General features: G+C 46.8%; 18 protein-coding genes and 7 tRNA genes. 3 read left to right on the top strand and 22 right to left on the bottom strand.

The features are described 5' to 3' along the window. Positions 1 to 38: 38 nt before the first annotated feature. The 11 genes from ABCW47_RS05190 to ABCW47_RS05140 all read right to left on the bottom strand — a co-directional run bounded on the left by ABCW47_RS05190 (position 39) and on the right by ABCW47_RS05140 (position 4,754). Positions 39 to 118, bottom strand: a tRNA-Leu gene (locus tag ABCW47_RS05190). Positions 119 to 251: 133 nt separating this feature from the next. After that, positions 252 to 324: transfer RNA gene (locus ABCW47_RS05185), tRNA-Lys, on the bottom strand. Between the two features lie 68 nt (positions 325 to 392). After that, positions 393 to 464: transfer RNA gene (locus ABCW47_RS05180), tRNA-Gln, on the bottom strand. A 24-nt stretch (positions 465 to 488) separates the two neighbouring features. Next, a tRNA-His gene (locus ABCW47_RS05175) sits at positions 489 to 562 on the bottom strand. A 113-nt stretch (positions 563 to 675) separates the two neighbouring features. Continuing rightward, positions 676 to 749: transfer RNA gene (locus ABCW47_RS05170), tRNA-Arg, on the bottom strand. A gap of 29 nt (positions 750 to 778) precedes the next feature. Next, positions 779 to 849: transfer RNA gene (locus ABCW47_RS05165), tRNA-Gly, on the bottom strand. 6 nt (positions 850 to 855) lie between these two features. Further along, a tRNA-Pro gene (locus ABCW47_RS05160) sits at positions 856 to 930 on the bottom strand. 130 nt (positions 931 to 1,060) lie between these two features. Next, entirely contained in the window at positions 1,061 to 1,552 is a 492-nt protein-coding gene (locus ABCW47_RS05155; RefSeq protein WP_425516055.1) for a metallophosphoesterase family protein, read from the bottom strand. Between the two features lie 13 nt (positions 1,553 to 1,565). Then, positions 1,566 to 2,168: an XTP/dITP diphosphatase gene (locus tag ABCW47_RS05150; RefSeq protein ID WP_343208789.1), complete on the bottom strand. Its 603-nt coding sequence runs from the start codon at positions 2,166 to 2,168 to the stop codon at positions 1,566 to 1,568. 541 nt (positions 2,169 to 2,709) lie between these two features. Continuing rightward, entirely contained in the window at positions 2,710 to 4,002 is a 1,293-nt protein-coding gene (locus ABCW47_RS05145) for an MFS transporter (protein WP_343208788.1), read from the bottom strand. A 317-nt stretch (positions 4,003 to 4,319) separates the two neighbouring features. Then, entirely contained in the window at positions 4,320 to 4,754 is a 435-nt protein-coding gene (locus ABCW47_RS05140; RefSeq protein WP_343208787.1) for a cupin domain-containing protein, read from the bottom strand. Positions 4,755 to 4,942: 188 nt separating this feature from the next. Here ABCW47_RS05140 and ABCW47_RS05135 point away from each other — a divergent pair, with 188 nt between their 5' ends. Beyond that, positions 4,943 to 5,860: an alpha/beta fold hydrolase gene (locus tag ABCW47_RS05135; RefSeq protein ID WP_343208786.1), complete on the top strand. Its 918-nt coding sequence runs from the start codon at positions 4,943 to 4,945 to the stop codon at positions 5,858 to 5,860. Here the strand turns inward: ABCW47_RS05135 and ABCW47_RS05130 are convergent. After that, on the bottom strand, positions 5,844 to 7,016 hold the full coding sequence (locus ABCW47_RS05130) for a THUMP domain-containing class I SAM-dependent RNA methyltransferase (protein ID WP_343208785.1): 1,173 nt from the start codon (positions 7,014 to 7,016) through the stop codon (positions 5,844 to 5,846). The two genes, ABCW47_RS05135 and ABCW47_RS05130, sit on opposite strands and share 17 nt — an antisense overlap. Positions 7,017 to 7,750: 734 nt before the next feature. Continuing rightward, complete coding sequence (locus ABCW47_RS05125; protein ID WP_343208784.1) at positions 7,751 to 8,221, bottom strand: DUF1700 domain-containing protein; 471 nt, start codon at positions 8,219 to 8,221, stop codon at positions 7,751 to 7,753. 227 nt (positions 8,222 to 8,448) lie between these two features. Here ABCW47_RS05125 and putP point away from each other — a divergent pair, with 227 nt between their 5' ends. Continuing rightward, on the top strand, positions 8,449 to 10,002 hold the full coding sequence (gene putP / locus ABCW47_RS05120) for a sodium/proline symporter PutP (protein WP_343208783.1): 1,554 nt from the start codon (positions 8,449 to 8,451) through the stop codon (positions 10,000 to 10,002). Between the two features lie 97 nt (positions 10,003 to 10,099). On the opposite strand, the gene ABCW47_RS05115 is transcribed toward putP, so the two are convergent. The 8 genes from ABCW47_RS05115 to ABCW47_RS05080 all read right to left on the bottom strand — a co-directional run bounded on the left by ABCW47_RS05115 (position 10,100) and on the right by ABCW47_RS05080 (position 16,953). Beyond that, on the bottom strand, positions 10,100 to 11,290 hold the full coding sequence (locus tag ABCW47_RS05115) for a DUF5050 domain-containing protein (protein ID WP_343208782.1): 1,191 nt from the start codon (positions 11,288 to 11,290) through the stop codon (positions 10,100 to 10,102). 247 nt (positions 11,291 to 11,537) lie between these two features. Next, the gene (locus ABCW47_RS05110; RefSeq protein ID WP_343208781.1) at positions 11,538 to 11,927 is read right to left on the bottom strand and encodes a hypothetical protein; all 390 of its coding nucleotides are present in this window, start codon (positions 11,925 to 11,927) and stop codon (positions 11,538 to 11,540) included. 70 nt (positions 11,928 to 11,997) lie between these two features. Continuing rightward, a complete protein-coding gene (locus ABCW47_RS05105; RefSeq protein WP_343208780.1) occupies positions 11,998 to 12,780 on the bottom strand; it encodes a polysaccharide deacetylase family protein in 783 nt (260 codons plus the stop codon). A 122-nt stretch (positions 12,781 to 12,902) separates the two neighbouring features. Next, on the bottom strand, positions 12,903 to 13,598 hold the full coding sequence (locus tag ABCW47_RS05100) for a DeoR/GlpR family DNA-binding transcription regulator (RefSeq protein WP_343208779.1): 696 nt from the start codon (positions 13,596 to 13,598) through the stop codon (positions 12,903 to 12,905). A gap of 3 nt (positions 13,599 to 13,601) precedes the next feature. Further along, positions 13,602 to 14,531 (bottom strand): ribokinase, encoded by a 930-nt coding sequence (locus ABCW47_RS05095; protein WP_343208778.1) that lies wholly within the window; start codon positions 14,529 to 14,531, stop codon positions 13,602 to 13,604. Between the two features lies 1 nt (position 14,532). Beyond that, positions 14,533 to 15,465: a sugar phosphate isomerase/epimerase family protein gene (locus tag ABCW47_RS05090; RefSeq protein WP_343208777.1), complete on the bottom strand. Its 933-nt coding sequence runs from the start codon at positions 15,463 to 15,465 to the stop codon at positions 14,533 to 14,535. Positions 15,466 to 15,772: 307 nt separating this feature from the next. Then, a complete protein-coding gene (locus ABCW47_RS05085) occupies positions 15,773 to 16,462 on the bottom strand; it encodes an aspartate/glutamate racemase family protein (RefSeq protein WP_343208776.1) in 690 nt (229 codons plus the stop codon). Between the two features lie 38 nt (positions 16,463 to 16,500). Then, positions 16,501 to 16,953, bottom strand: coding sequence for a hypothetical protein (locus ABCW47_RS05080; RefSeq protein WP_343208775.1), 453 nt, complete (start codon positions 16,951 to 16,953; stop codon positions 16,501 to 16,503). A gap of 285 nt (positions 16,954 to 17,238) precedes the next feature. Between ABCW47_RS05080 and upp the strand changes: the two genes are divergently transcribed. Next, positions 17,239 to 17,868, top strand: a complete 630-nt coding sequence (gene upp, locus ABCW47_RS05075) for a uracil phosphoribosyltransferase (RefSeq protein ID WP_343208774.1) — start codon at positions 17,239 to 17,241, stop codon at positions 17,866 to 17,868. A gap of 104 nt (positions 17,869 to 17,972) precedes the next feature. Here the strand turns inward: upp and ABCW47_RS05070 are convergent, their stop codons facing one another. After that, positions 17,973 to 22,187 carry an InlB B-repeat-containing protein gene (locus tag ABCW47_RS05070; RefSeq protein ID WP_343208773.1) on the bottom strand — a complete coding sequence of 1,405 codons (4,215 nt, stop codon included), beginning with the start codon at positions 22,185 to 22,187 and terminating at the stop codon, positions 17,973 to 17,975. Positions 22,188 to 22,216 lie beyond the last annotated feature (29 nt).

Genomic DNA, 22,216 nt, shown 5'->3' with positions numbered 1-22,216 from the left:
GAAAACGAAAAACCCCTGTAAACACAGGGGTTTTGTACTGCGGATAACAGGACTTGAACCTGCACGGTCTCCCACCAGAACCTAAATCTGGCGCGTCTGCCAATTCCGCCATATCCGCTTAAAACTATTTGATTGATCTCATTAAAACAGGCAGTCCATATACAAATCATTCGGATTTGAAATGCAAGTTCTGCACCGTTTTATGATAAAAAGAACGCCGATCAGAAGATTTCTTCAGATCGGCATCTACATGAGACATCGGGGATTCGAACCCCGGACAACTTGATTAAAAGTCAAGTGCTCTACCAACTGAGCTAATATCCCATAAACAATAGGAGCATCCTCTGCAGAATGCTTTCTTACAACTGCTCGGCCTGAACCATAACTCCTAACTGGGCTAGCTGGATTCGAACCAGCGAATGCAGGAGTCAAAGTCCTGTGCCTTACCGCTTGGCGATAGCCCAAAACTATCACTAAAAAGTAATAAGGGTGGATACAGGGATTCGAACCCTGGACCTTCAGAGCCACAATCTGACGCGCTAACCAACTGTGCTATACCCACCATGCTCCCAATCGGTTCCATTTAAATCAGGATATACAAACGCTGTCTCGCTATGCGGGCCAGCTGATTGAAATGGAACTGCTTGTCCATATTCATTATGAAATTTTGGGCAACGTGCCAGAAGGGATTCGAACCCCCGACACACGGCTTAGAAGGCCGTTGCTCTATCCAACTGAGCTACTAGCACACATACAAGTTACCCGAAGGCAAAATGCAAGCGGGTGATGGGAATCGAACCCACGTATCTAGCTTGGAAGGCTAGTGTTCTACCATTGAACTACACCCGCAAGTGATCGGGGTGACAGGATTTGAACCTGCGACCTCTTGATCCCAAATCAAGCACTCTAGCCAAGCTGAGCCACACCCCGATAATATTCTGTTTCGTTTCGACGTGGCCCAGACAATCTGGGATGTCTGCGCTGTGCCGGCTGGCTTATTTAACCATTTCCGCCGAACGCACGATTAATTATATTATATAAATATTTTATTGTCAACACCTTAATTTAAAATATTTAATGTAAAATGAATTTCTCCCATCCGGTCCAGCTCTGCGACAATGAATGTGGGCTTATGACCTTCCTGGCGGGGCCTCTCCAGGCTCCCCGGATTCACAAGGGTAATCCCGTACTGTTTCTGGATCAGCGGCACATGGGTATGACCAAACAGAGCGATATCGGCGCCCATCTCCATCGTCCGCTCCATCAGCTTATCCAGCCCCCAGTGGACATAATTCCGATGCCCATGTGTCATATAAACCGTATAAGCCCCCAGTTCAAACAGTTCCTCCCGGGGCAAATCAGAGAAGGAGTCATTGTTTCCCTTAACAAAACGTACTTCACAGCCTGCCATCGCCCGTATCTGCTCTTCGTCCCCTTCCACATCCCCCAGATGCCAAAGCATATCGATGGGCTTTACTTTACTTAACACCCTGGTTAGGTTTCCCAACCTCCCGTGGGTATCGCTGACAATTAGTATTTTCAATTGGATCACCTTTTCATCTGTGTCATTCTGCGAGCAGCTCTTTCAGCGCAGGTTTCATCGCCTCCAGCGCTTTTCCTCTGTGGCTGATCTTATTTTTCTGTTCCGGCGAAAGTTCTGCCGTGGAACAGCCGAATTCAGGAAGAAAGAAAATCGGGTCATAACCAAACCCATTCTCCCCTCTTGCCTCAAACCCAATTTCACCTTCTACCGCAGCTCTGGTCGTAAAGGTTTCTCTGTTCGGCGACGCGCAGGCAATTGCGCAGACAAACCGCGCACTCCGCTCTTTGCCCTCAGCTTCTTTCAGCTGGTCAATAATATACTGATTTTTCACCGTATAGGGAGTATTTTCCCCCATAAAGCGGGCGGAATATACACCGGGCGCTTTGTCCATATAATCCACTTCCAGGCCGGAATCATCCGCCAACACGATATCGTTGGTGACCGCATGAATGGCGTTGGCCTTAATCATGGCATTTTCCTCAAAGGTTGTCCCGTTCTCCTCTATATCCATATCAATACCGGCTTCCTTCATGGACACAACTTCACAGTTTAAGTCCTTAAGTATCATCCGGATTTCCTTCATTTTACCCTCGTTGCCTGTGGCAAATATTATCCTCTTTTTCATTCTGCCTGCGCCTGTCCTTCCTGAGCGTCTTTTTCAGCGGATACAGGTACAGAATTTCTCCATACCTCTCATCCCCAATTCAAGTACGCCTCGGCGTACTTGAAGCGAGCCGCCGGAGGCTTTATCTTGGAAGGAGACTAGGCTCCCACCAACACGAATTTGTTATTTACTCACCACCTATTGAGGGGGAGTCTTATCTACTTCCATGATAAATCTTACGCTCCATGACCGCATTATACTACACATCCCTGCACTCCGCAAACAGAATTCAGATATGTAAAATGTGATAAGCTTAAAACAGGCAGGAGATGCTGTAATTTATATATGCAGCACTCCTGCCTTTATCTTCAAGTACGCCTCGGCGTACTTGGTGCGAGCCGCACGTCATGCTTTGCATGACATAATACATCTGTGCGGCTCTGCAATCCGCCGGAGGCTTTATCTTGGAAGGAGACTGGGCTCCCACCATGACGAATTTGTTATTTACTCACCTCCTATTGAGGTGGGACTCTTATCTACTTCCATGATAAACATGATCTATTTATTCGTCTAATTTCCAGATATGGGGGTCCTTGCGAAAGATAAGGCAGATAATGACGCCGGCCACAGCAATCATAAAAAATAAGAATGCCGCGCCCGAACCTTTTCCCGATCCGAACAATGCAGTCAGAAAACTTCCGGCAGACCGGGAAGCCATAAATGGCTCAAACACATTATCTACCATGAGTCCTCCCAGCAGGTAGCCAACCGGAATCGTAAAAAACTGGAGTGTATTCCGGACCGAATAAATCCGTCCCTGCATGCCGATGGGAATACGGCTGCGAAACAGCACATCCATGTTTGCATTCATAAATGGAATACAGATCCAGCCCAAAATGGCGCCGACACACCATATCGGAACGGAACGGCCAATGGCAAGGAAGAAATTTTCGGTGCACATGGACATCAGCAAGGTGTTGCATATCACCCTGACCCGGCTCCTGGGTGCAGGAAGTACAGAGGTCAGGATACTGCCGATCAGCATTGCCGTCCCTGATACTGCATTCAGGATACCAAGCGCTGTGTTGCCGCCTCCCTCTCTCGAAAGCAGCATGGCCGGAAGTGCGGCATTATACACCGATGCCACCAGATTGATCGCGGACAGAAACAGAATCAGATCCAAAATCCCTCGATTATGTTTTAAATACTGAAGGCCCGACTTGACCGATTCAAGCACATTATGATTCTCACCGCTCTCCTCCGGTACATCCGGTATTTTAATAAATAGGAGAAGTGAAAAAAATGCCGCCAGAAAACTGAGCAGGTCAAACACAAAGACGGCCTGCATATTGAACATAGTGAAAACAGCGGTTGCAATGACAGGCGTTAGAATACTTACCAGTGAATTAGAGAAAGAACGCATTCCGCTGACCTTTTGATAATACTTCTTTTTTACCAGTAGGCTGATCGTCACATCCGCAGCCGGCTGCTGAATGGTATTCATCAGGCCGTTCAGTGCGTTCAGGCAGTACAAGTGCCAGATTTCCAGTTTTCCCGCCCGCATCAGCAGGAATAGGACCAGCGTACACAATGCCGCAAAACTATCGCTTACAAGCATCGTTACTTTTTTATTCCACTTATCACTCAAAGCACCGGCAAATATACTCATTACAATGTACGGTGTATAAGAACAGACGGAAAGCAGAGCGGTGGTAAGTGCAGAACCCTGCTGCTGATAGGACCATATAATCAGTGCATAACTCGTCATTGCGCTGCCCAGAGCGGACAAAGACTGGGTAGACCATAGAATCAGAAAGCTGCGCAGCTCTCTGATCTGTATTTTTAATGAATTCATATCGACTTTGCTCCTTTTAATCTCATTTTACAAGACGTCCCGGCCGTCCGGGTGTCAGTCATGAATTAAAATGCAAAGTCTTTTGGGACGAAATTGTCTTTATTGCTCCATGTGGTTCGTCCTCATCAGACCTTGCATGGAGCGGCAGCAATACAAAGTTTCATTTTTACCTCCTCCTTCTGAACAACAACTATATGATTCAATGTTCAAAATAAATGTATCATATTTCGTTCCTGTTTTCCACTCTATTGCTGCCGGATAAAAGAAGGACGGCGTTCACAGCCAGGTGAACGCCGTCCTTATATTCTCTGTCTGGTTCAGTCTTCGCTTGCATCAGACTCTGCTTTTGTGTAATGTATGGTGCCGTGCGGATGATGGGGCGGCGCATAGATTGTGTAGAGTTTCAGAGGGGTACAGCCAGTGTTGACGATATTATGCCAAATACCAGCTGGTACAAAAACCGCTTCATCCTGACAAACGGGCTCCTGAAAATCAAGGTAATCCTCGCAGTTTCCCATCATGACAACCCCCTGCCCCTCTTCTAACCGAATAAATTGATCTGTTTGAGAGTGCATCTCCAAACCAATTTCTCCGCATGGAGGAATACACATCACGGTAAGCTGCAGATTGCAGCCGGTCCATAATACTCTGCGGTAGAAGGAATTCTGAATCGCCGCACAGGCAATGTTGACGACAAAAGGTTCCGGGCCATAATCAACCCGGGTGTGTGTGTACTTATTATACTGTTCCATATAAGCTCCTTGTCATAATTCTATTTCAATATATGTAGAAAGAATTATATCGTGATGAACAGACGTTATTACACTATTTTTTATAAATGAACGAAAGCTTTCTATTGTTCTGTCTCATTTTATTGTATAATATAAGAAAACTGTGCGATAAATAGTATTGACACGATTGATAGAAAGGGAGATTGTACATGTATAAAACATCTTATGCGGTCATCCAGAAGGACGGCTATGAAACAACCCTGTATCATTATAAAACAGATAAAAATCCGAAAGCTTCCATTTTACTTCTGCACGGGATGGCGGAATACTGTGAGCGCTATGAGCCATTTGCCGCTTATCTGACCAAACACGGCTATGATTTTTATACCTATAATCACCGGGGACATGGAAGTGATAACCAGACCGGACTCCTTGGCTTTTCAGGGGAAAGAAGCGGCCACAACCTGATTGTAAAAGATGCCGTCATGGCTGCGGAGAAGGTTCAGGAAATAAACCGCAGTTCCCATCTGCTTCTCATGGGCCACAGCTTCGGTTCCATTGTTGCCAGAAATGTTCTGCAGCACAAGGATGATTTTGACGGTGCAATCATCTGCGGCACGGCTAATCCATCCTATCCGAAGATTTACGCCGGTCTACTTCTGACCTCTCTGATCAGCCTGTTTAAGGGACCGCGCTATATTTCCGCCTTTGTTGACCATATGTCGTTCGGCGGAAAAGAGTATAAGTCCCTCTGCAAGGACACCTCGTTTGACTGGCTGACAAAGGATAAAGAGATCGTTCAGGAATATGTTGACAGCCCGCTGTGCGGCTTCACCTGCACGGTCAGCTTCTTCCATGATCTGCTTTCCCTGTCCCTGTTCGGCAAAAAAGCAGATCTGATCGGGAGAACCCGAAGAGACCTGCCTTTACTCTTTATTGCCGGCGACCATGATCCTGTTGGCGGTTACGGCAAGGATGTTAGTACCCTCGTCGCCACATTCCAAACCATGGGATTTCAGGAAGTGGCTCTGAAACTGTACCGCAATGACCGTCATGAACTGCTCAATGAAATCGACCGGAACGATGTGATGAGCGATATCCTCAGCTGGATCAAGCTTTACGTTTAGCTGGTATGTCCGGCCTTGGCTTTGGCGGTCTCGGCCCCATAAACTGATACAGGTACGTCTTTAGCATGCCATTATAAATCTTTCTGTTTTTATCAGCCTTCCGCCCGATATATTTTTCTGCGTCCTCATAGCCTGAGAGAAGGAAGAAGGACCAGGAATCCATATTGCGGAAGGCTGTTCCCATTTCTCTGTACAGTTCCGGCATAGCAGCCTTATCCTCCAGCCGCTCCCCATAAGGAGGATTGGTAATGACAAAACCATATTTTTTAGGATTGCTCAGATCTTTTATCTCCCTCTGCTGGAAATGAATCCGGTGATCCACCCCGGCCAGCCTTGCATTTTCTCTGGCTGCCTTCACGATATCCCCGTCAATATCATATCCCTGGATATTCATATCAAACGTATCGTCGATCCCGTCATTTGCCTCCTCCACAGCCTTATACCAATCTGATTTCACGATCAGGTTTTTCCAGTTCTCCGCCGCAAAAGAACGGTGCAGGCCAGGTGCTATATTCGCGCCGATCAGGGCAGCCTCAATCGGTATTGTCCCGCAGCCGCAGAACGGGTCCACCAGTATACGGTCCCTTCTCCAGGGAGAAAGTAAAATAATAGCCGCGGCTAAAGTCTCGGTCACCGGCGCTTTGCTGGTCAGCTTCCGGTATCCTCTTTTATGCAGGGATACTCCCGATGTATCCAGCCCAACCGTCACCTCATCCTTTAAGATTGTCACGCGCAGGGCGTAGGAACTGCCGTCCTCCGAAAACCACTCCGTATGATATTTGTTCTTAAGTCTCTCTACCATTGCCTTTTTCATGATGGACTGAATATCGGAGGGACTGAATAGCTTACTTTTTATGGAAGTAGCTTTCGTCACCCAGAATTTACCATCCTTCGGCACGAACTCCTCCCATGGAAGCGCTTTCGTTCCCTCAAACAACTCATCGAAGGTTTCCGCATGGAAGCTGCCGACCTTTATCAGCACCCTCTCTGCTGTCCGCAAAAACAAATTAGCCCGGCAGATGGCCGATGCATCGCCCCGGAAATAAACCTTTCCATCTTCTACCTGGCTGATTTCATAACCCAGATCCTGTATTTCCCTTTTTAAGACTGCCTCCATACCGAAATGGCAGGGAGCAATATATTCATATTCCTTCATATGTAATTTTCTTTCCCTTCTTTATTCAAGTACGCCTCGGCGTACTTGCTGCGAGCCGCACGTCATGCTTTGCATGACATAATACATCTGTGCGGCTCTGCAATCCGCCGGAGGCTTTATCTTGGAAGGAGACTGCGCTCCCACCATGACGAATTTGTTATTTACTCACCACCTATAAAGGTGGGAGTCTTATCTACTTCCATGATAACCATATAATCTTGCTTCATTATGACGGTCTTACTCTTTCTTTGTCAAGGCTTTCTTATTACAGCAACCGCCTTTGGCTTATTGCAGCAAGCGTCTTCGCCTCATATACCATAAAACGGATCAAATTCATAAAGTTTGGAGAATTTACCTATGTATCAAAAAAGGAATGCAGATCATAACCGCATTCCTTTTTTTGTCTTGTTCAGAACTATCTGTTGCAATCCTGAGAAGAATTTCTGTATCCGTTCTGAGAACTATTCTGAGAAGAGTTCTGGGAACTGTTCTGGGAAGAATTCTGTGAGCTATTCTGAGAAGAGTTCTTGGAGCTATTCTGTGAAGAATTTTTGGAACTGTTCTGAGAAGAATTCTTGGATGCATTTTTAGATGAATTCTGAGAGTTATTCTGTGAATAATCACTATAGTTGTTTGCCATAATTGCAAGACCTCCTAGAAAGATGTTTTTAACTACACTCTTAATATGAGCATCTTGCAGCTGCTTCATGCATTGAATCATTAACTGGAAAAATTTACTTTCTGCTTCTCACAAGCGAGTAAATCACATAGACAATGAGTCCGAAAGGAAGGATAAAACGCAGCAGAAAGCTGATAGCAAAGCCGCCCACATAAAAAACGATGACAAGGACAAAAATCATAAGCAGCATAGATAAAATACGGTGCAGAAGGCTGTCTTTTCTGCGATTACGCTGCTCATATCCTCCGGTATAGCCGCTGCTTTCTGAGGAAGCCGCCCCGTCCTCATCGATGGTATAATTGGCGGTTCCGTTCATTTTATTGTTTCTGCCATAGGTATCAGCTAAAGTTTTCGCAATCAGTCTGGGATCGCCCAATTCTTCAAATATCTGTTGTTCGCTTTTGCCGGCTGCCAGCTCTCTTTCTATATAATCTCTGTAGTAGTTTAAATTATTTTCTATTTCCATGTCCGGTACGGTCCCGGTCAGTGCTTCCCTCAGGATAGACAAAAATTCAAATTCTGACATTCGATTTCTCCCTTCGTGTCATAAGTCATCATAATCTCGCATCAACAGTCAAAATAATACCCTTGTCAATTGATGGTATCATTATTTTATGCATTTCACAACGGTTAAAACTTGATTTTTTTATTAAATTTTTATAAGATAGTGTGGTACGTTGTATTTTTATACATATCGTAAAAGCAGTTTGTGACAGGCTTTTACATAGAACGGAATAAGAGGGAGATATCAAAATGGATAAAACATCAATAATTTGGGTTCTGGTCGCTTTTGTATTTTATCTGCTGGTTATGATTGTAATCGGCGCAAGGTACATGAAGCGTACCAAAAACAGCTCGGACTATTTTCTGGGCGGACGTGGTCTGGGAGGCTGGGTTGCCGCACTCTCCGCTCAGGCTTCCGATATGAGCGGATGGCTTTTAATGGGTCTGCCGGGCGCTATTTACGCAAGCGGTACCGGTCAGTTCTGGATTGCCATCGGTCTGTTTATCGGTACAGTTTTTAACTGGGTCTTTATCTCGGCCCGTCTGAGGAGATATACCATCCGTGCCAACGATTCCCTGACTCTGCCGGAGTACTTCGAGAATCGTTTCCACGATAAGTCAAAATGGCTGTTAGCGATCTCTTCTATTTTTATTGTCATTTTCTTTCTGGTTTATACGGCTTCCGCACTGGCAGCCGGAGGAAAATTATTCAATGTTGTATTCGGAATCGACTATAAAATCGCGCTTACTATTGGGGCTGTCGTCATCTTGGCCTACACTACCATGGGCGGATTTATGGCCGTATGTGTTACCGACTTTATACAGGGTCTGCTGATGTTAGTTGGACTTCTGGCTGTTCCTGTCATTGCCTATTTCATGATTCTGGGCCATGGGGATTCTGTGGGCCAGCTTCTGGATGCCAGCGGTGTGGCAGGAGGTACGCCATCCTTCCTGAACCTGATGCAGAGTGACGGACAGAATCTAAGCGCTGTCAGTATTATCTCTCAGCTTGGATGGGGTCTTGGTTACTGCGGAATGCCCCATATCCTGACCCGTTTCATGGCGATAAAGAATGAAAAAGAGCTGAAAAAGTCCCGTTATGTAGGAATTATCTGGTGTGCTCTTTCTTTAGGTTTTGCTTGTTTTGTAGGCGTAATCGGCCGTGCTTACCTCTTTCCGACCGTTCTGGGCGCAGAAGGGGCCGGCTCTACTGAAAATGTATTTATTCAGTTAATTACCAAACTGTTTACAACAGATATTGCGATACCATTTATCGGAGGTATTTTCCTCTGCGGTATCCTGGCCGCGATTATGTCCACGGCTGATTCCCAGCTGCTGGTCACCGCATCCTCTGTTTCCCAGGATCTGTACAAGGGAATTATCAAAAAAGACAGCAGCGAAAAGAAGACATTGCTGGTCAGCAAAATCACAGTTGTGATTGTGGCTGCTATTGCCTATATTATCGCCCTGAATCCAAATAATAGTATCATGGGACTGGTATCCAATGCATGGGCCGGTTTCGGCGCCACATTCGGGCCGGTCGTTCTGCTCTCCCTCTACTGGAAGCGCAGTAATCTTCCGGGTGCCGTAGCTGGTATGCTGGGCGGCGGCCTCACTGTCATTCTCTGGGACTATATTCCGATTATCGGCGGGCAGACGCCTGCTGCGGCTACTGGATTATATTCCCTGGTGGTTGGCTTTGCCGTGGGTCTGGTACTCATGATTGTTGTCAGCCTTGCTACCAAAAAACCGGATTCAGCGATGGAGCAGGAGTTCCAGGACGCTTTAGCCATGAGAGATTAAAATCCAAAACAGTGTACCATTTAACTTAAGAAAAGGAGCCACATATGTGGCTCCTTTTCTTATGCGCGGATCAACCCGTTTTGTTCGTATTTTTCTATTAATATAACTCTCTTAGTATGACGTTTATAATTTTGTATTCATCATAGCCGTTTTCGTCGCTGTATCTGATATAGCCCGTATGACCGCGGATCACGACACGGCTGGCATCCGGATTCATACCCTTTAAGTTATCCTGTGAAATCTCCATACCCTGCGTTCCGTCCAGATTAAATACAAACACCTGCCCCGGCGCATCGTCACCTGCCACATCTAAAACCATATAGTCTCCGCTTCTGTACATCGTAAAAAAGTTGGGATTTCGGAATGGTATTCTGTTCAGCGGCAGGTATTCGGACACCTCACCCGCACCGTCCATCCTGTAGATCATACCGCTGTCATAAGAGCTGCCTCTTTCCGTGATAAAATAATAAATCAAATCCTGATCCACACAGAGCAGCTCCGCGTATTCAGAATCCCCTTTGCCGCTCAGATCTTTGATCAGGCTAACTGAGATTTTCCCTCCCGATGAAGTAATGCGGTTGATTCCCTGCTGGTTCATACTGACGACTCCGCTGCTGCCGTTCATCAAGGCAAAGCTGCCATTCTCTACCGTATCCTTCTGGTGGGTCTTCTTATCCGTACCGTCCATCTTCACGCTTTCCACCGTATAATGGGTCGTAAATCCTTCTGAGGTTGAAATACTCCCTCCATAGTACAGACGCCCGCTGTAAAAAGCATATTCATACGTCTTGTAGGGACTTAATATTTTCTTGTAGTTCTCGCCATTTGTTTTTACTCTGGCAATAGCCTGGGATGTGTTCCGATAATAGATATAGTTATCCTCTATCCTGACAATCGACCTGGCATATTTTCTAAGAAGCTTCTTGCCGCTGCCGTCTTTTTTCATCCGATAGAGGCAATTTGAATTGGCGGCGGACACAAAATAAATATAATCGCCGGATATGTAGAAGTTACCCTGTATTTTTTTGCTCAATTTTTGGGCTTTCTTACCGGTCTTCTCCCGCATGATGCCGTTTCCATCATAATAATAAGTATATTTTCCGGACTTAACCTGCGTCTGTGCCTTAAGAACCCGTTCCGATTTGCTTGCCGCCTCGGCCGTCATAACACCAAAAGCAGGAATTGGCGCTCCTGTTTCCGTTCCGCCGGCGGGAAGTGAGCTTCCCACAATGGCAAAAAGCAGGACGGCGGTCATCAGCCCGGCCTTTCTTCTCCTATTATTTTTCATTTTCATTCCTCTCTTCCCTATGTATGGTTACATCCTAAAAGTATCTCTTTCTCAGGTCAAAAATATGTTATAAATCTTAAGATGCGCTTAAGTGCCAATCCAGTATTTTCCTCCCGTCAGGCGGATCGGAACCTGCATATAAGGAGTTGAAGGTTCATGTTTCCTATATGGCAAAAAGGCACAGCCCCTTCGGACTGTGCCTTTTACAGTATCTATTTCTGACTCTATTTATTTCCGTATACCACAGCTACTCTCTCCGGTGACAATTCGGACACTCGCCCCGATAGCCGGGCCGGTTCGGCACTTTGTATCTCGTACCGCAGTTGGAACACTTCACATTCCGGAATTTCTTTTCTTTCTTTTTTCCGGACGCTTTGCCGAACAGTCTTCCAATCGGCCGGAAGATACCCACAAAAAATTCATTTTCTGCCTGACGTCTTTTCAGGTTTTTTGAAAACGCCCGGTAAAAGCTCAGTACTATAACACCCAGACAGAGGATCAGGGGAGTCCAGGATATTGTAAAGTTCGCCACAAACAGGAGAATGACATAGAGTGCAACCAGAAACCACCCCAGGGGGTCAATCCCATTTCTTCCATCCATTGCGCGGGCAATCCACGCTCTAAAACGTTCTCTCATGAACCTTCCTCATTTCGTAAAATCGTATAAGTCACAAATCCAACAGATACTATTTTATCACAGTACTTTGCTATTTGGCAAATTGTTTTCCGGTATTATCCATATAATAGTCGCCTGTATGGATAAGCTGGGAAATCGGTACAATCTCATAGCCTTTATCCTGCAGCCCCTTGATGATGGCCGGAAGCGCTTCCCTTGTATATCTTGCCCCATTGTGCATCAGAATGATCGCCCCGTTATCCAGAGCCTTATGATCCAGAACCGTGCTAATGATATTGTCGGTTCCATAATCCTTCCAGTCCAGACTGTCCACAGACCACTGGATACAATGATAGCCGCTTTCTTTTACGCTGTTTACCAGCGTATTATTGTAATCCCCGTAGGGCGGCCGGAACAGATTCATCTCGATACCGGTCAGCGCCTTTACCTTCTCATGGGGTTTCTTTATTTCCTCCAGGCACTCTTCCTTTGACAGGGCGGACATCTGCTTATGTGTTTCACTGTGATTGCCCAGATCATGCCCGGCCGCCGCGATCGCTTTCACGTCATCCGGATATTTTTCTACCCAGCCGCCGGTCATAAAAAAGGTTACCTTTATATCAAAATCGTCCAGAATTTTTAAAATGGCTTCTGTGTCCTCATCTCCCCAGGCCGCATCAAAAGACAAGGCCACCTTCTTTTCTTCCGTGTCCACACAGTAGATTGGCAGCTCTTTGCCATTGCTCTGGTTTGTTACGGTTACCGCGGCCGGTACCACCTTCATACCTATCCCAGCAACCGCGATGAGGGACAATACCAGAAGGCCGGTCTTCACAAAGGAGAGTATCTTTTCCTTTTCTCTTTTCACATCCATAGAAAGCTCCGCATGAAATATTAATTCATATATATGCAGAAGCACAGGGAAATACCCCTCTCAAAACAAGACAGCCGGCAGGCAGGCCTGATCGGTGCAGGCGAACAGGGGATATCCCCTTGCTACCTTTCATTAATAATCTTACAGTCCTCCCACTCAAACACCTTGCAGAAGCACTTCTTATTCTCCTTGGAAGTATCGGCCAGTATGAATACCTCTTTGGCCTGTTTATTCACCAGTTCTTTCTTCCTGGCCTCCCTTGTATCATAGGTGCAGATGCCGATCTCTCTTCCATAGCCGCTGCAGCCCAAAAATGCCTTGTCAAAATACATGCTGGTGATCAGTTTCTCCGTGATGGAACCCACCACCGACTCCAGCCCTGCAATCAGCTCACCGCCCAGAAATATCACCTTCATCTGCTCGTACTGGGCCATTTTCTTACAGTCCGGCACCGCCGATGTCACTACCATCACCTTTTTATCCTGCAAATAGTTAAACATCTCTACTGTAGTGGTACCGGAATCCAGATAAATGACTTCACCATCTTTTACCAGAGATGCCGCCTTCTCCGCTATCCTGCGCTTGGCATCCACCTGTATTTTCTTCTTATGGATCACCGGCATATCCTGATTCTCGGTAAGCCTCCTGACGGCACCGCCCCGGAGCACCACCACCTGCCCCTCCTCCGCCATCAGCAGCAGATCCCGTCGGACGGTAGATACTGAAACATTCAGCTTCTCCGCCAGTTCCTCCATATAAACAACCTCTCTGTTATCAATCAGCGACAGAATCTGTTCCCGTCTCACATATGGAATCATCCTTTATTCGTCCCCCTTCTCTTCATCTGTAAGGAGCTCTTTAAGCTCTGGCATGGCATCCTGTGCCCCGATTGACCGGATCGTTACGGCCGATGCCTTACCCGCCAGAATACACGCTTCCTCATCCGGCTGCCCATGGTACTTTCCATAGGCGAAGCCTCCCACGAAGCTGTCTCCGGCCCCTGTCGTCTCCACCACGATATCTGTGTTAACCGGGGGATAGTGCCTTGCGCCATTCCGGTTAAACAGGACGGCGCCCTGCGCTCCCAGTGTAATAATCAATGTTTCTCCGATCCGTGCCAGCAGTTCCGGCCCGTATTGCATGGCCTCTTCTACCGATTCAATGGTCCTTCCCGCATAGAATGAAGCCTCCGCCTCATTGACCACCAGGCAGTTCACCTTCTTTAATGCCTCTGCGCTTATGTCACGTGCAGGCGCCGCATTGAGAATAACGTACACTCCGCTTCGCGCAGCCAGCTCGATCGCATACTCCACCACAGGAACGGGGATCTCCAGCTGAAGAATCAGAATACGGCTTCCTAGAATTAACGGTTCCAGCTGATCTATTTCCCCGCAGGTAACATCCATATTCGCGCCCACGGCAAGGGTGGAGTGGAGGGTTCCGTCTTCCAGTGAATTCACACCGGCAATCCCGGTATTGCTGCGGCTTCGCCGGACATTTGCCGTATCCACCCCGTATTTTTTCATCGCAGCCAGCAGGGTATCGCCAAAGGTATCTTCTCCCACGCGGCCGGCCATATAGACAGGAAGCCCCAGCTTCGCGCACTGCACCGCCTGGTTGGCGCCTTTTCCTCCGCTGCAGAAACTGACTGAATCGGCAGGAAAGGTCTCGCCTGTCACGGGCAGCCGCTTCTGCTTAAAAATAATATCAAAGTTCAGACTGCCGATCACAGTCACTTTAGTTCTCTCCATCCTATACCTCCCCGGCCAGCATACGGCTCATCATGGCTGCAATCGCCGGCACGCTGTTCTGCCTGATCACATCAGCGATATAATCCAGTCCCACACGGCCGATCATTTCCTCGATTCTCCTGCACATGTCCACATTGGCCCTGCACTCTTCCTCCGTATGCTGAATTTTAGGAAAAGTATCAAAATAAATAATTCCGTCATACTCATATTTTTTCAGGTAATAGAACAGCTCCACCGTCTTCCAGAGGTGAACGCTGCCCACGATCAGCCCGTCGTCGGTATTTCCCTCGCCGTCGTTCAAATGAACAGTAAAGAGCTTCCCGTCCCGCAGCAGCATCGCGGCGGCAAACGCCGGGTTCTCTCCCTTCATCAGCATATGGCAGAAATCAAGCGTCATCCCCAGGTTCTGTTTGCCCACCTCCTGTACCATCAGCCGGGTAGTGCCATAGCTGTCCAGATAGGCATGGACACGTTCTTCGTATGGTTTGTATTCAATGCTGACAGGCAGACTGGTTGCCGCACAGATCTCCCGGAATGCTGCAACCAGCTTATCCCACACCTCTTCATATTGAATCTGGAAGGAGTAATCGTAGCCGTCGTATCCCAGCCATATAATAATCTGAGTCCCCTCCAGATACTCACAGACCTGGATTGCCTCCCGGCACAATTTGACAGCATCTCTTGAAATTTCTTCATCAATATTACCAAATTCACCGTCTCTGAATTTCTTCCGGAACCGGAGATTGACCGCACTGACTTTCAGGTTATTTTCCGCCAGTTTTTCTTTCATCTGCTCCTTCGGCAATTCCTGAAAATGTTCCGGATAATTTAAGTCCACATACTCAATTCCGGAAATTCTGCCGATCTTTTCCAGCGCCCCGGATATCGTATCTCCAGCACCTAAAAAGGAATTTATTCTGGTTGCGTATTTCACTGCTCTGCCCTGCCTTTCCCGTTCACAGGCTTCCCGCGCATAAGTAAGAACCGCCCTGACCTTAAAGACATCTTAACCGGATGTCTGCCGGGCGGATTCGCGGCGTTGGTCCGGAACAACTGTTTTATGTAAGTCTAATGCTATTATTATAGAGCAGATGAAAAAACTTTTCAATATTTTTCAGGATATTTCACACTTTGCGCGAGCGTAGTCATCTTAGCCGACGCTATCTACTTCCATGATAAAAAAACAGGCTTACCCATCTCAAATAAATGGATAAGCCTGCAGCTATTATATTTTCCTGATTTTAGTCTATCGCATAGAGCGCCGCTCTTCTGGCATGAATCAATGTCGTGTCAAACAGCGGCGTATCGGTATCTTCCTGCTTTACCAGCATGCCGATTTCGGTACAGCCAAGGATCACTCCCTGGGCTCCGTTTTTCTTAAGCTTCTCTATGATGGCCAGAAATTTCTCTCTGGACTCTTCCTTAATAATTCCCAGGCACAGTTCCTGATATATCGTATCGTTTACAATCGTCCGGTCTGCTTCCTCCGGCACAACCACTTCAATGCCCCGTTCAATGAGTTTTTCCTTATAAAAATCCTGCTCCATCGTATACTTCGTACCGAGAAGCCCCACTCTCTGAATCTTCTGCTCTGTCAGTTCATCCGCAGTCACTTCCGCGATGTGCAGGATCGGGATGGCGATCTTTCTGCCAATCTGCTCTGCCACTTTGTGCATCGTGTTAGTACAGATCACGATAAAATCAGCCCCGGCGCGCTCAAGGCTCAACGCCGCCTCCGAAAGGATCTCCCCGCTCTTTTCCCACTCGCCGTTCGCCTGACAGACTTCAATTTCCTGAAAATCCACGCTGTAGAGAACACATTTTGCAGAGTGAAGCCCGCCCAGTTTCTCCTTGATCACCGTATTTACGATCTGATAGTAACCTACTGTACTTTCCCAGCTCATGCCTCCGATCAGGCCTATTGTCTTCATTTGTATACCCGTGCCTTCCCTTGTTTGACGTCCGGCGGTTATTTCTCAGTCAGCAGTTCATTCAGCACCTTCTGATAGATCAGAAGAATATGCGCGTCGATAAAGCAATATTTATTCAGCACAAATTCATAGGCTTTCAGCAGCATGCAGACCGTCATCGCCAGCACCGCTCCAACGGTAATTACCGCCGGAAATTGTCTTGTTAATACAAATATAACAGCGATAATATAGAAAGTCAAAACAAATGCAAATGTCCGGCTGATCCGCAGCGCTGTCACCATGGCATCCGCCAGCCGCTCCTCCTTTTCCATCAGAGAAGGAAGAGAATTATCTTTCAGATATTTATAGATATCTCTGTAAATATCCGCCTGATCCGTAACTCTATAATCATATTGCCCGTCTGCAATCAATTTCTGGTAATAAAAAAAGTATTTATCATAATTTCTTTTGCCCAGTTCCCGGCTCAGCAATTTTTTAAATACTCCTGACAAATAATATCACCTTCTTTCCTCCTGTCTGCCCGGAAGCCGAAGCTTTTCCAACGCCCTGTCCAAAACCCCGGAAACCGGCGCAGTCCGGATAAGCAGAAAATTTTATCCTCACAATAGTATATCACCATTTCTGCAGTGCGAAACTCTTCCCTCTTATTTTACAAGATTTTTCCAGAGCCTGCAACAAAAGGGATTTTGTACCGGTAATTACATGGAAAAGTCTTTTATCACCGGACAAACAGTGGTATACTATTTCTAGTTTATTTTACTATGGAGGAGATTATAATGGGTAAAATTGTAGTAATGGACCATCCGCTGATTCAGCACAAAATCGGTATCATGCGTGTTAAGACAACTTCCACCAAGGAATTCCGTGATCTTGTGGCGGAAGTGGCGATGCTGATCTGTTATGAAGCCACCAGAGAGCTGCCGTTAGCCGATCTTGAAATCGAGACACCTCTTGTGAAGACAACAGTAAAAGAAATTGCAGGAAAAAAACTCTGTATCGTACCTATTCTGCGTGCCGGGCTGCACATGGCAGACGGTATCCTGACATTAATCCCAAATGCCAAAGTTGGACATATCGGTATGTACCGGAATGAGGAAACACTGGAACCGGTAGAATACTTCTGCAAGCTTCCCTCTGATGCCGCTGACCGGGAGATTTTCGTCGTAGATCCCATGCTGGCAACGGGCGGCTCCGCAACTGCCGCCATCAACCGTCTGAAAGCCAGGGGAATCCGCAGAATCCATTTTCTGTGCCTGATCGCCGCACCGGAAGGGGTAAAGCGTCTGGCCTCAGAACATCCGGATGTGGACATCTATATCGGCTGCATGGATGAGAGGCTCAACGAGCATGGTTATATTCTTCCGGGCCTTGGAGATGCGGGTGATCGGATTTATGGAACGAAATAGTAATAGCCTTTTTATAAACGATGGCTCGCGAAGCGTTCCGTCTGATTGTAACAATAAGAGCCGCTGCGATCGCAGCGGCTCTTTACACACTCAGCTATAATTCTCTATACTTCTTTATTTTTATCCTTTACCAAAAGCTTCTTGCAAACAAACAGACACAAAGCGATTCCCGACAGCAGACACAGGCGCGTCCAGAAAACAGGGGCAGATTCATCCGAAGTCTTTGGAATCTGATTTTCCTGACTGCTGCCAGGATTTTTTCCAATACTTTTATTTCCTGTTTCATTCGGTTTATTGTCGGTTTGATCTGGCTTATCAGGTTTTACCGGCTTTCCTGGTTTATCAGGTTTGTCTGGTTTTCCTGGTTTTCCTGGTTTGTCTGGTTCATCCGGTTGATCTGGTTCATCCGGTTGATCCGGATTGGGAGGAATAATCGGTACAATCGGGAAATTCTGTGACTGCTCCCATTTCGCATAAAGTGTCAAGCTTCCCGTTACGGTGTCAGAACTAAACTGCCATTCCGTGATACAGGCAGCTTCCCTAAACCAGCCCACAAACCGATATCCATTCTTTATCGGAACCGTGGGGGCAGCAATCCGGCTGTTCACCGGCACGTTAGTCAGTGCGGCAACCGCTGACCCTCCCTGGCTGTCAAAGGATACGGTGTACGTTGCGACACCGCCGGAATATCCAATGGCATAGGAAGAAAATTCACTGCTCTCTGCTGTAAGAGTCGTATCGTCCGTATCCAGGTCGGCAAGCGTCTGCACTATTCCATTGTGCTTATATAACAGTACAAAGACACGGCCTGCGGCCTGCAAATCCCCAGGGATATCAAACACCATCCGGATCGGCCTTGGCAGAGAGGTCACTTTCTGCTCCTGTCCTCCGTCGATCTGTTTCACTACAGACACATCCATATGCAGACCTATATCATAGTCTGTATCCGAAGGAAGTATCTGGCTTCCTGGTGTAACCGGAGCTACAACCACCTTCAATGCAATCTTTGATATTTTGCCATCCTGCAGATCTTTTGCTTCGTCAAGGGTGATCGCGCCTGACAGCGTATGGAGATTATCTATCTCCACATCGGACGAAATCTGTACATGCTTCTCCACCTTGATATCAATCTCAGGCAGTTCTCCTAATTTTTTATCCAGCTCTTCAAGATGGTCTTTCGACATGTCTTTCTTTTCATCTTCTGTCAACTGTTCATAGGCAATCTTGGCGTCCAGCACATCCTCTTTATGCTGATTCTGATCCGTGGCAGGGGGCGTGATGTTCTCCACCGCATCTTCAACATCCTTATGGGTCAGCAGATCAAAGCGAACTGTCAGAGTGTGATCTTTGGATACGGAATCGAAGGTATAGCTGTTTGCCACAGCTTTCTTTTCGCCGTCAACCAACACCTCCGCTACTTTATAGCCGTCATCCGGCGCAAACTCAAAGGTAGGGCTGCTTGCTTCCAATGCGGATACCTTTCCCGATGGATTAACAGAACCATGTCCTCCGTCTACACTCGCATCAATGGTATAGGCTTTGGCAATACTCCAGGTTCGGCTTCCCGATTCATATATGTTTTTTCTTAAAGCCAGCCCCGCGCCATGGTAAACAAATTCTCCATCGCCTCCCTGGGCAGCTGTAACACAAACATTTCCAACATTTACTGTGCCATTTAAAAGCAGTTCATGCTCTCCGGAAACACTGCCGAAAATGTAGAAGTATTTTCCTGCCGGCATCTCAATAGCACCCTCACCGGACAGGCTGCCACCTAAAATGGGACCATTCCAGCCACCAGAATCCAGACTGGAGCTTGTAAAAATAATATTACTTCCTTTTGATAAGTTTATATCTCCTACACCACTTAGCGGCCATTCAGCTCTGGTTAAAGATAATACTGCATTTTCCATCACACGTATGTCCTGAAAAGAAGAAATCTGCGGTATACTCACATCCCCTTCGCATACAAGCACAGCATCTTTGCCAAAGGTTGTTTGGCTGCTATCCCAGGCAATATTTAAGTATTCAATCATCATATTATTCAAATGTAATTCTGACTCAGCAATCGAATTATAAAATCTTCCGCTGGCATAGGCATATTCTATTTTACCACCTTCTGCATACAGTATTGCCCTACCCAACACATCTGCCTTAATTGTATCCTTATCAGTATCGCTGTCACTCCCTTCTCCTCCTGCAATGACTACATATGCAGTTGATCCGTCCAGTTTCATAGTTACTGTTACATCCCCCAGCACATTGGCAGTTGTAGGATACTCTGAAGTTCCCGCTATCTGGGCATGGCCCCCGCCATATATCCAGCCGTTAAGAAGGTTGCTGTTCATAAAGTTCATCATAACGCTGCCAACGTCAGCGCTTCCATAGGCAACACTAGCATACCCTCCGCCATATGCAGACGTAACTGCAGTATTTTCAACAACTACAGATGCTGTGCCCTTAATATCGGCAGATCTGGTTGGGATTCCGGCATATTCCGTGGCATTACTTACATTTCTCACGTAGCCTCCACCATAAATTGCCTTCGTTATGGTGCAATTATTACCAATATGAACCGATGTATTTCCGTGCACATCCACCTGTCCACGATTTAATACCATACCGCCGCCGAATATATTATTACGGACAATTGCTCCGTCCTGAACAATAACAGAGGTATCACCAAGGACATCTGCCTGTACAGGAAGGCTGTCATAGGAATCTTCCCCTGTAAGAGCGGTATTTCCACTAGCATAGCCTCCTCCTAAAATAGATATGCCATAAATAATATCAGAAGTTAATACCGCTCCGCTCTCGATCGTAACTTCCGTACTACCCACATTTGCTACGCTTCGCATAGTAACCCCAGAAGCAGAATACCGACCGGCAAAACCTCCTCCGATAACACCGTAAGCATTTTTATACTTAGTCCCCTGTCCGACCGCTTTCCGAATTCGGACGCTGGACTGGCCTGTCACATTTGCAGTTCCGCCGCGATTGGCATACCCGCCGCCAACGATACCCATTGCATTTTCCATACAAGGCCGGCTGGTAGAAATGGACGTATTATTTTCTACATTTGCTGTCGCATTTGTTCCTGTCGCAAAGCCTCCTCCCACTAAGGTCATAAAATTCGTAGGAGTATTGGAAACTTTTGAAAGATCCGCCTCATCTTCTATTTGAATAGACACATTTCCTGAAACATTTGCCTGCGCTCTGAACATCCCCGCAGACCCTACATAAGTCTCAACGTAGCCGCCGCCGTACAAATTCATACCACTCGTACCATCGCTCCGGCTGTCAGCTCTGAATACAACAGAAATATTTCCGCCCACGTCGGCTGTCACATCATAAGCCGTATTAGCTGTAATATAACTATCACCAGCTTTCCCGCCTCCGACGATCTGATCTGCTTTTCCATTAAAGTCAATTAAAATATCTCCCGAAACATCAGCTGAAGCACCATAATGTATCTCGCCATCCAGAATATCTGTATTGATTACTTCCGCCAATCCGCCGCCATAAACTTTTCTGGAAGATCCACTTTCTGATAATACAATCTCTACACTGCCCTCAACTTTTGCTTCAGTATTTTCAGAGAAATCAGACGGTTTGCCGCCGGCATATCCACCTCCATAGATATAAACTGCACGTCCATTCACCAAAATCGAAGGATTTCCCCTGAGCGTACCGTTCAAACCGCCTCCATAAATACTGCCCCGCACCGTTCCATTGATTATAATCTGAGGATTCCCCGCAGCTTCCTCTTTATATCCGCCCCCAAAAAGGTCCGTATAACTTGATATCGTAACATTTTCTCCTATAGTTAAATTACGTCCATTTGCAAATAGTGAACTGTACGGCGTCGTATATCTGCCATCATGAATCTCCAGTTCATATGCAGCATCCGCCTGTAAGCTCAGGGACGTAAAGTGTTCCGGTATCTTTAGAATCCCTTTCGATTCCGATGTTACAGTCGTACTATCAGACAACAGAGTAACCGTTACATCTCCCTCGATATCCGGATCATTAAAAATCGCGTATAAATCCTGGTAAGCTGCCCCGCTGGCAGCATCCCCAAGCGTCACCCCGCTGGTCTTCGCAGCATCATCCGCTGCCGCTGTCTCAGCCGCCTGCTCTGCTTCCTGCATCTTATCCAAAAGGGATACATCAATCAAAGCCGCTTCTTCCGCATTCAGCAGTTCAATTTTCTGGCGGATCAGTATAATCTGGTCATAAACTGTCCTTTTTTCTTCCGGTTCCAGGCTTTCTACTACAGCACGCTCCGGCAGGCTGCGGATCGCTTCTTCGACCTCAGCCACTGCTGGAGACGTACTCGTATTCCCAGGCT

Source organism: Anaerolentibacter hominis, from assembly GCF_032380675.1.
Classification (GTDB): domain Bacteria; phylum Bacillota; class Clostridia; order Lachnospirales; family Lachnospiraceae; genus Anaerolentibacter; species Anaerolentibacter hominis.
This window is presented reverse-complemented; position numbering and strand designations above follow the sequence as displayed.

Bases quoted from the DNA above. Each gene is read 5' to 3' on its own strand.
- ABCW47_RS05095 (WP_343208778.1), bottom strand. From the start codon at position 14,531: ATGGAGAGAACTAAAGTGACTGTGATCGGCAGTCTGAACTTTGATATT.
- upp (WP_343208774.1), top strand. From the start codon at position 17,239: ATGGGTAAAATTGTAGTAATGGACCATCCGCTGATTCAGCACAAAATC.
- ABCW47_RS05110 (WP_343208781.1), bottom strand. From the start codon at position 11,927: ATGAGAGAACGTTTTAGAGCGTGGATTGCCCGCGCAATGGATGGAAGA.
- ABCW47_RS05140 (WP_343208787.1), bottom strand. From the start codon at position 4,754: ATGGAACAGTATAATAAGTACACACACACCCGGGTTGATTATGGCCCG.
- ABCW47_RS05100 (WP_343208779.1), bottom strand. From the start codon at position 13,598: ATGATTCCATATGTGAGACGGGAACAGATTCTGTCGCTGATTGATAAC.
- ABCW47_RS05115 (WP_343208782.1), bottom strand. From the start codon at position 11,290: ATGAAAAATAATAGGAGAAGAAAGGCCGGGCTGATGACCGCCGTCCTG.
- ABCW47_RS05085 (WP_343208776.1), bottom strand. From the start codon at position 16,462: ATGAAGACAATAGGCCTGATCGGAGGCATGAGCTGGGAAAGTACAGTA.
- ABCW47_RS05130 (WP_343208785.1), bottom strand. From the start codon at position 7,016: ATGAAGGAATATGAATATATTGCTCCCTGCCATTTCGGTATGGAGGCA.
- ABCW47_RS05125 (WP_343208784.1), bottom strand. From the start codon at position 8,221: ATGTCAGAATTTGAATTTTTGTCTATCCTGAGGGAAGCACTGACCGGG.
- putP (WP_343208783.1), top strand. From the start codon at position 8,449: ATGGATAAAACATCAATAATTTGGGTTCTGGTCGCTTTTGTATTTTAT.
- ABCW47_RS05135 (WP_343208786.1), top strand. From the start codon at position 4,943: ATGTATAAAACATCTTATGCGGTCATCCAGAAGGACGGCTATGAAACA.
- ABCW47_RS05105 (WP_343208780.1), bottom strand. From the start codon at position 12,780: ATGGATGTGAAAAGAGAAAAGGAAAAGATACTCTCCTTTGTGAAGACC.
- ABCW47_RS05145 (WP_343208788.1), bottom strand. From the start codon at position 4,002: ATGAATTCATTAAAAATACAGATCAGAGAGCTGCGCAGCTTTCTGATT.
- ABCW47_RS05150 (WP_343208789.1), bottom strand. From the start codon at position 2,168: ATGAAAAAGAGGATAATATTTGCCACAGGCAACGAGGGTAAAATGAAG.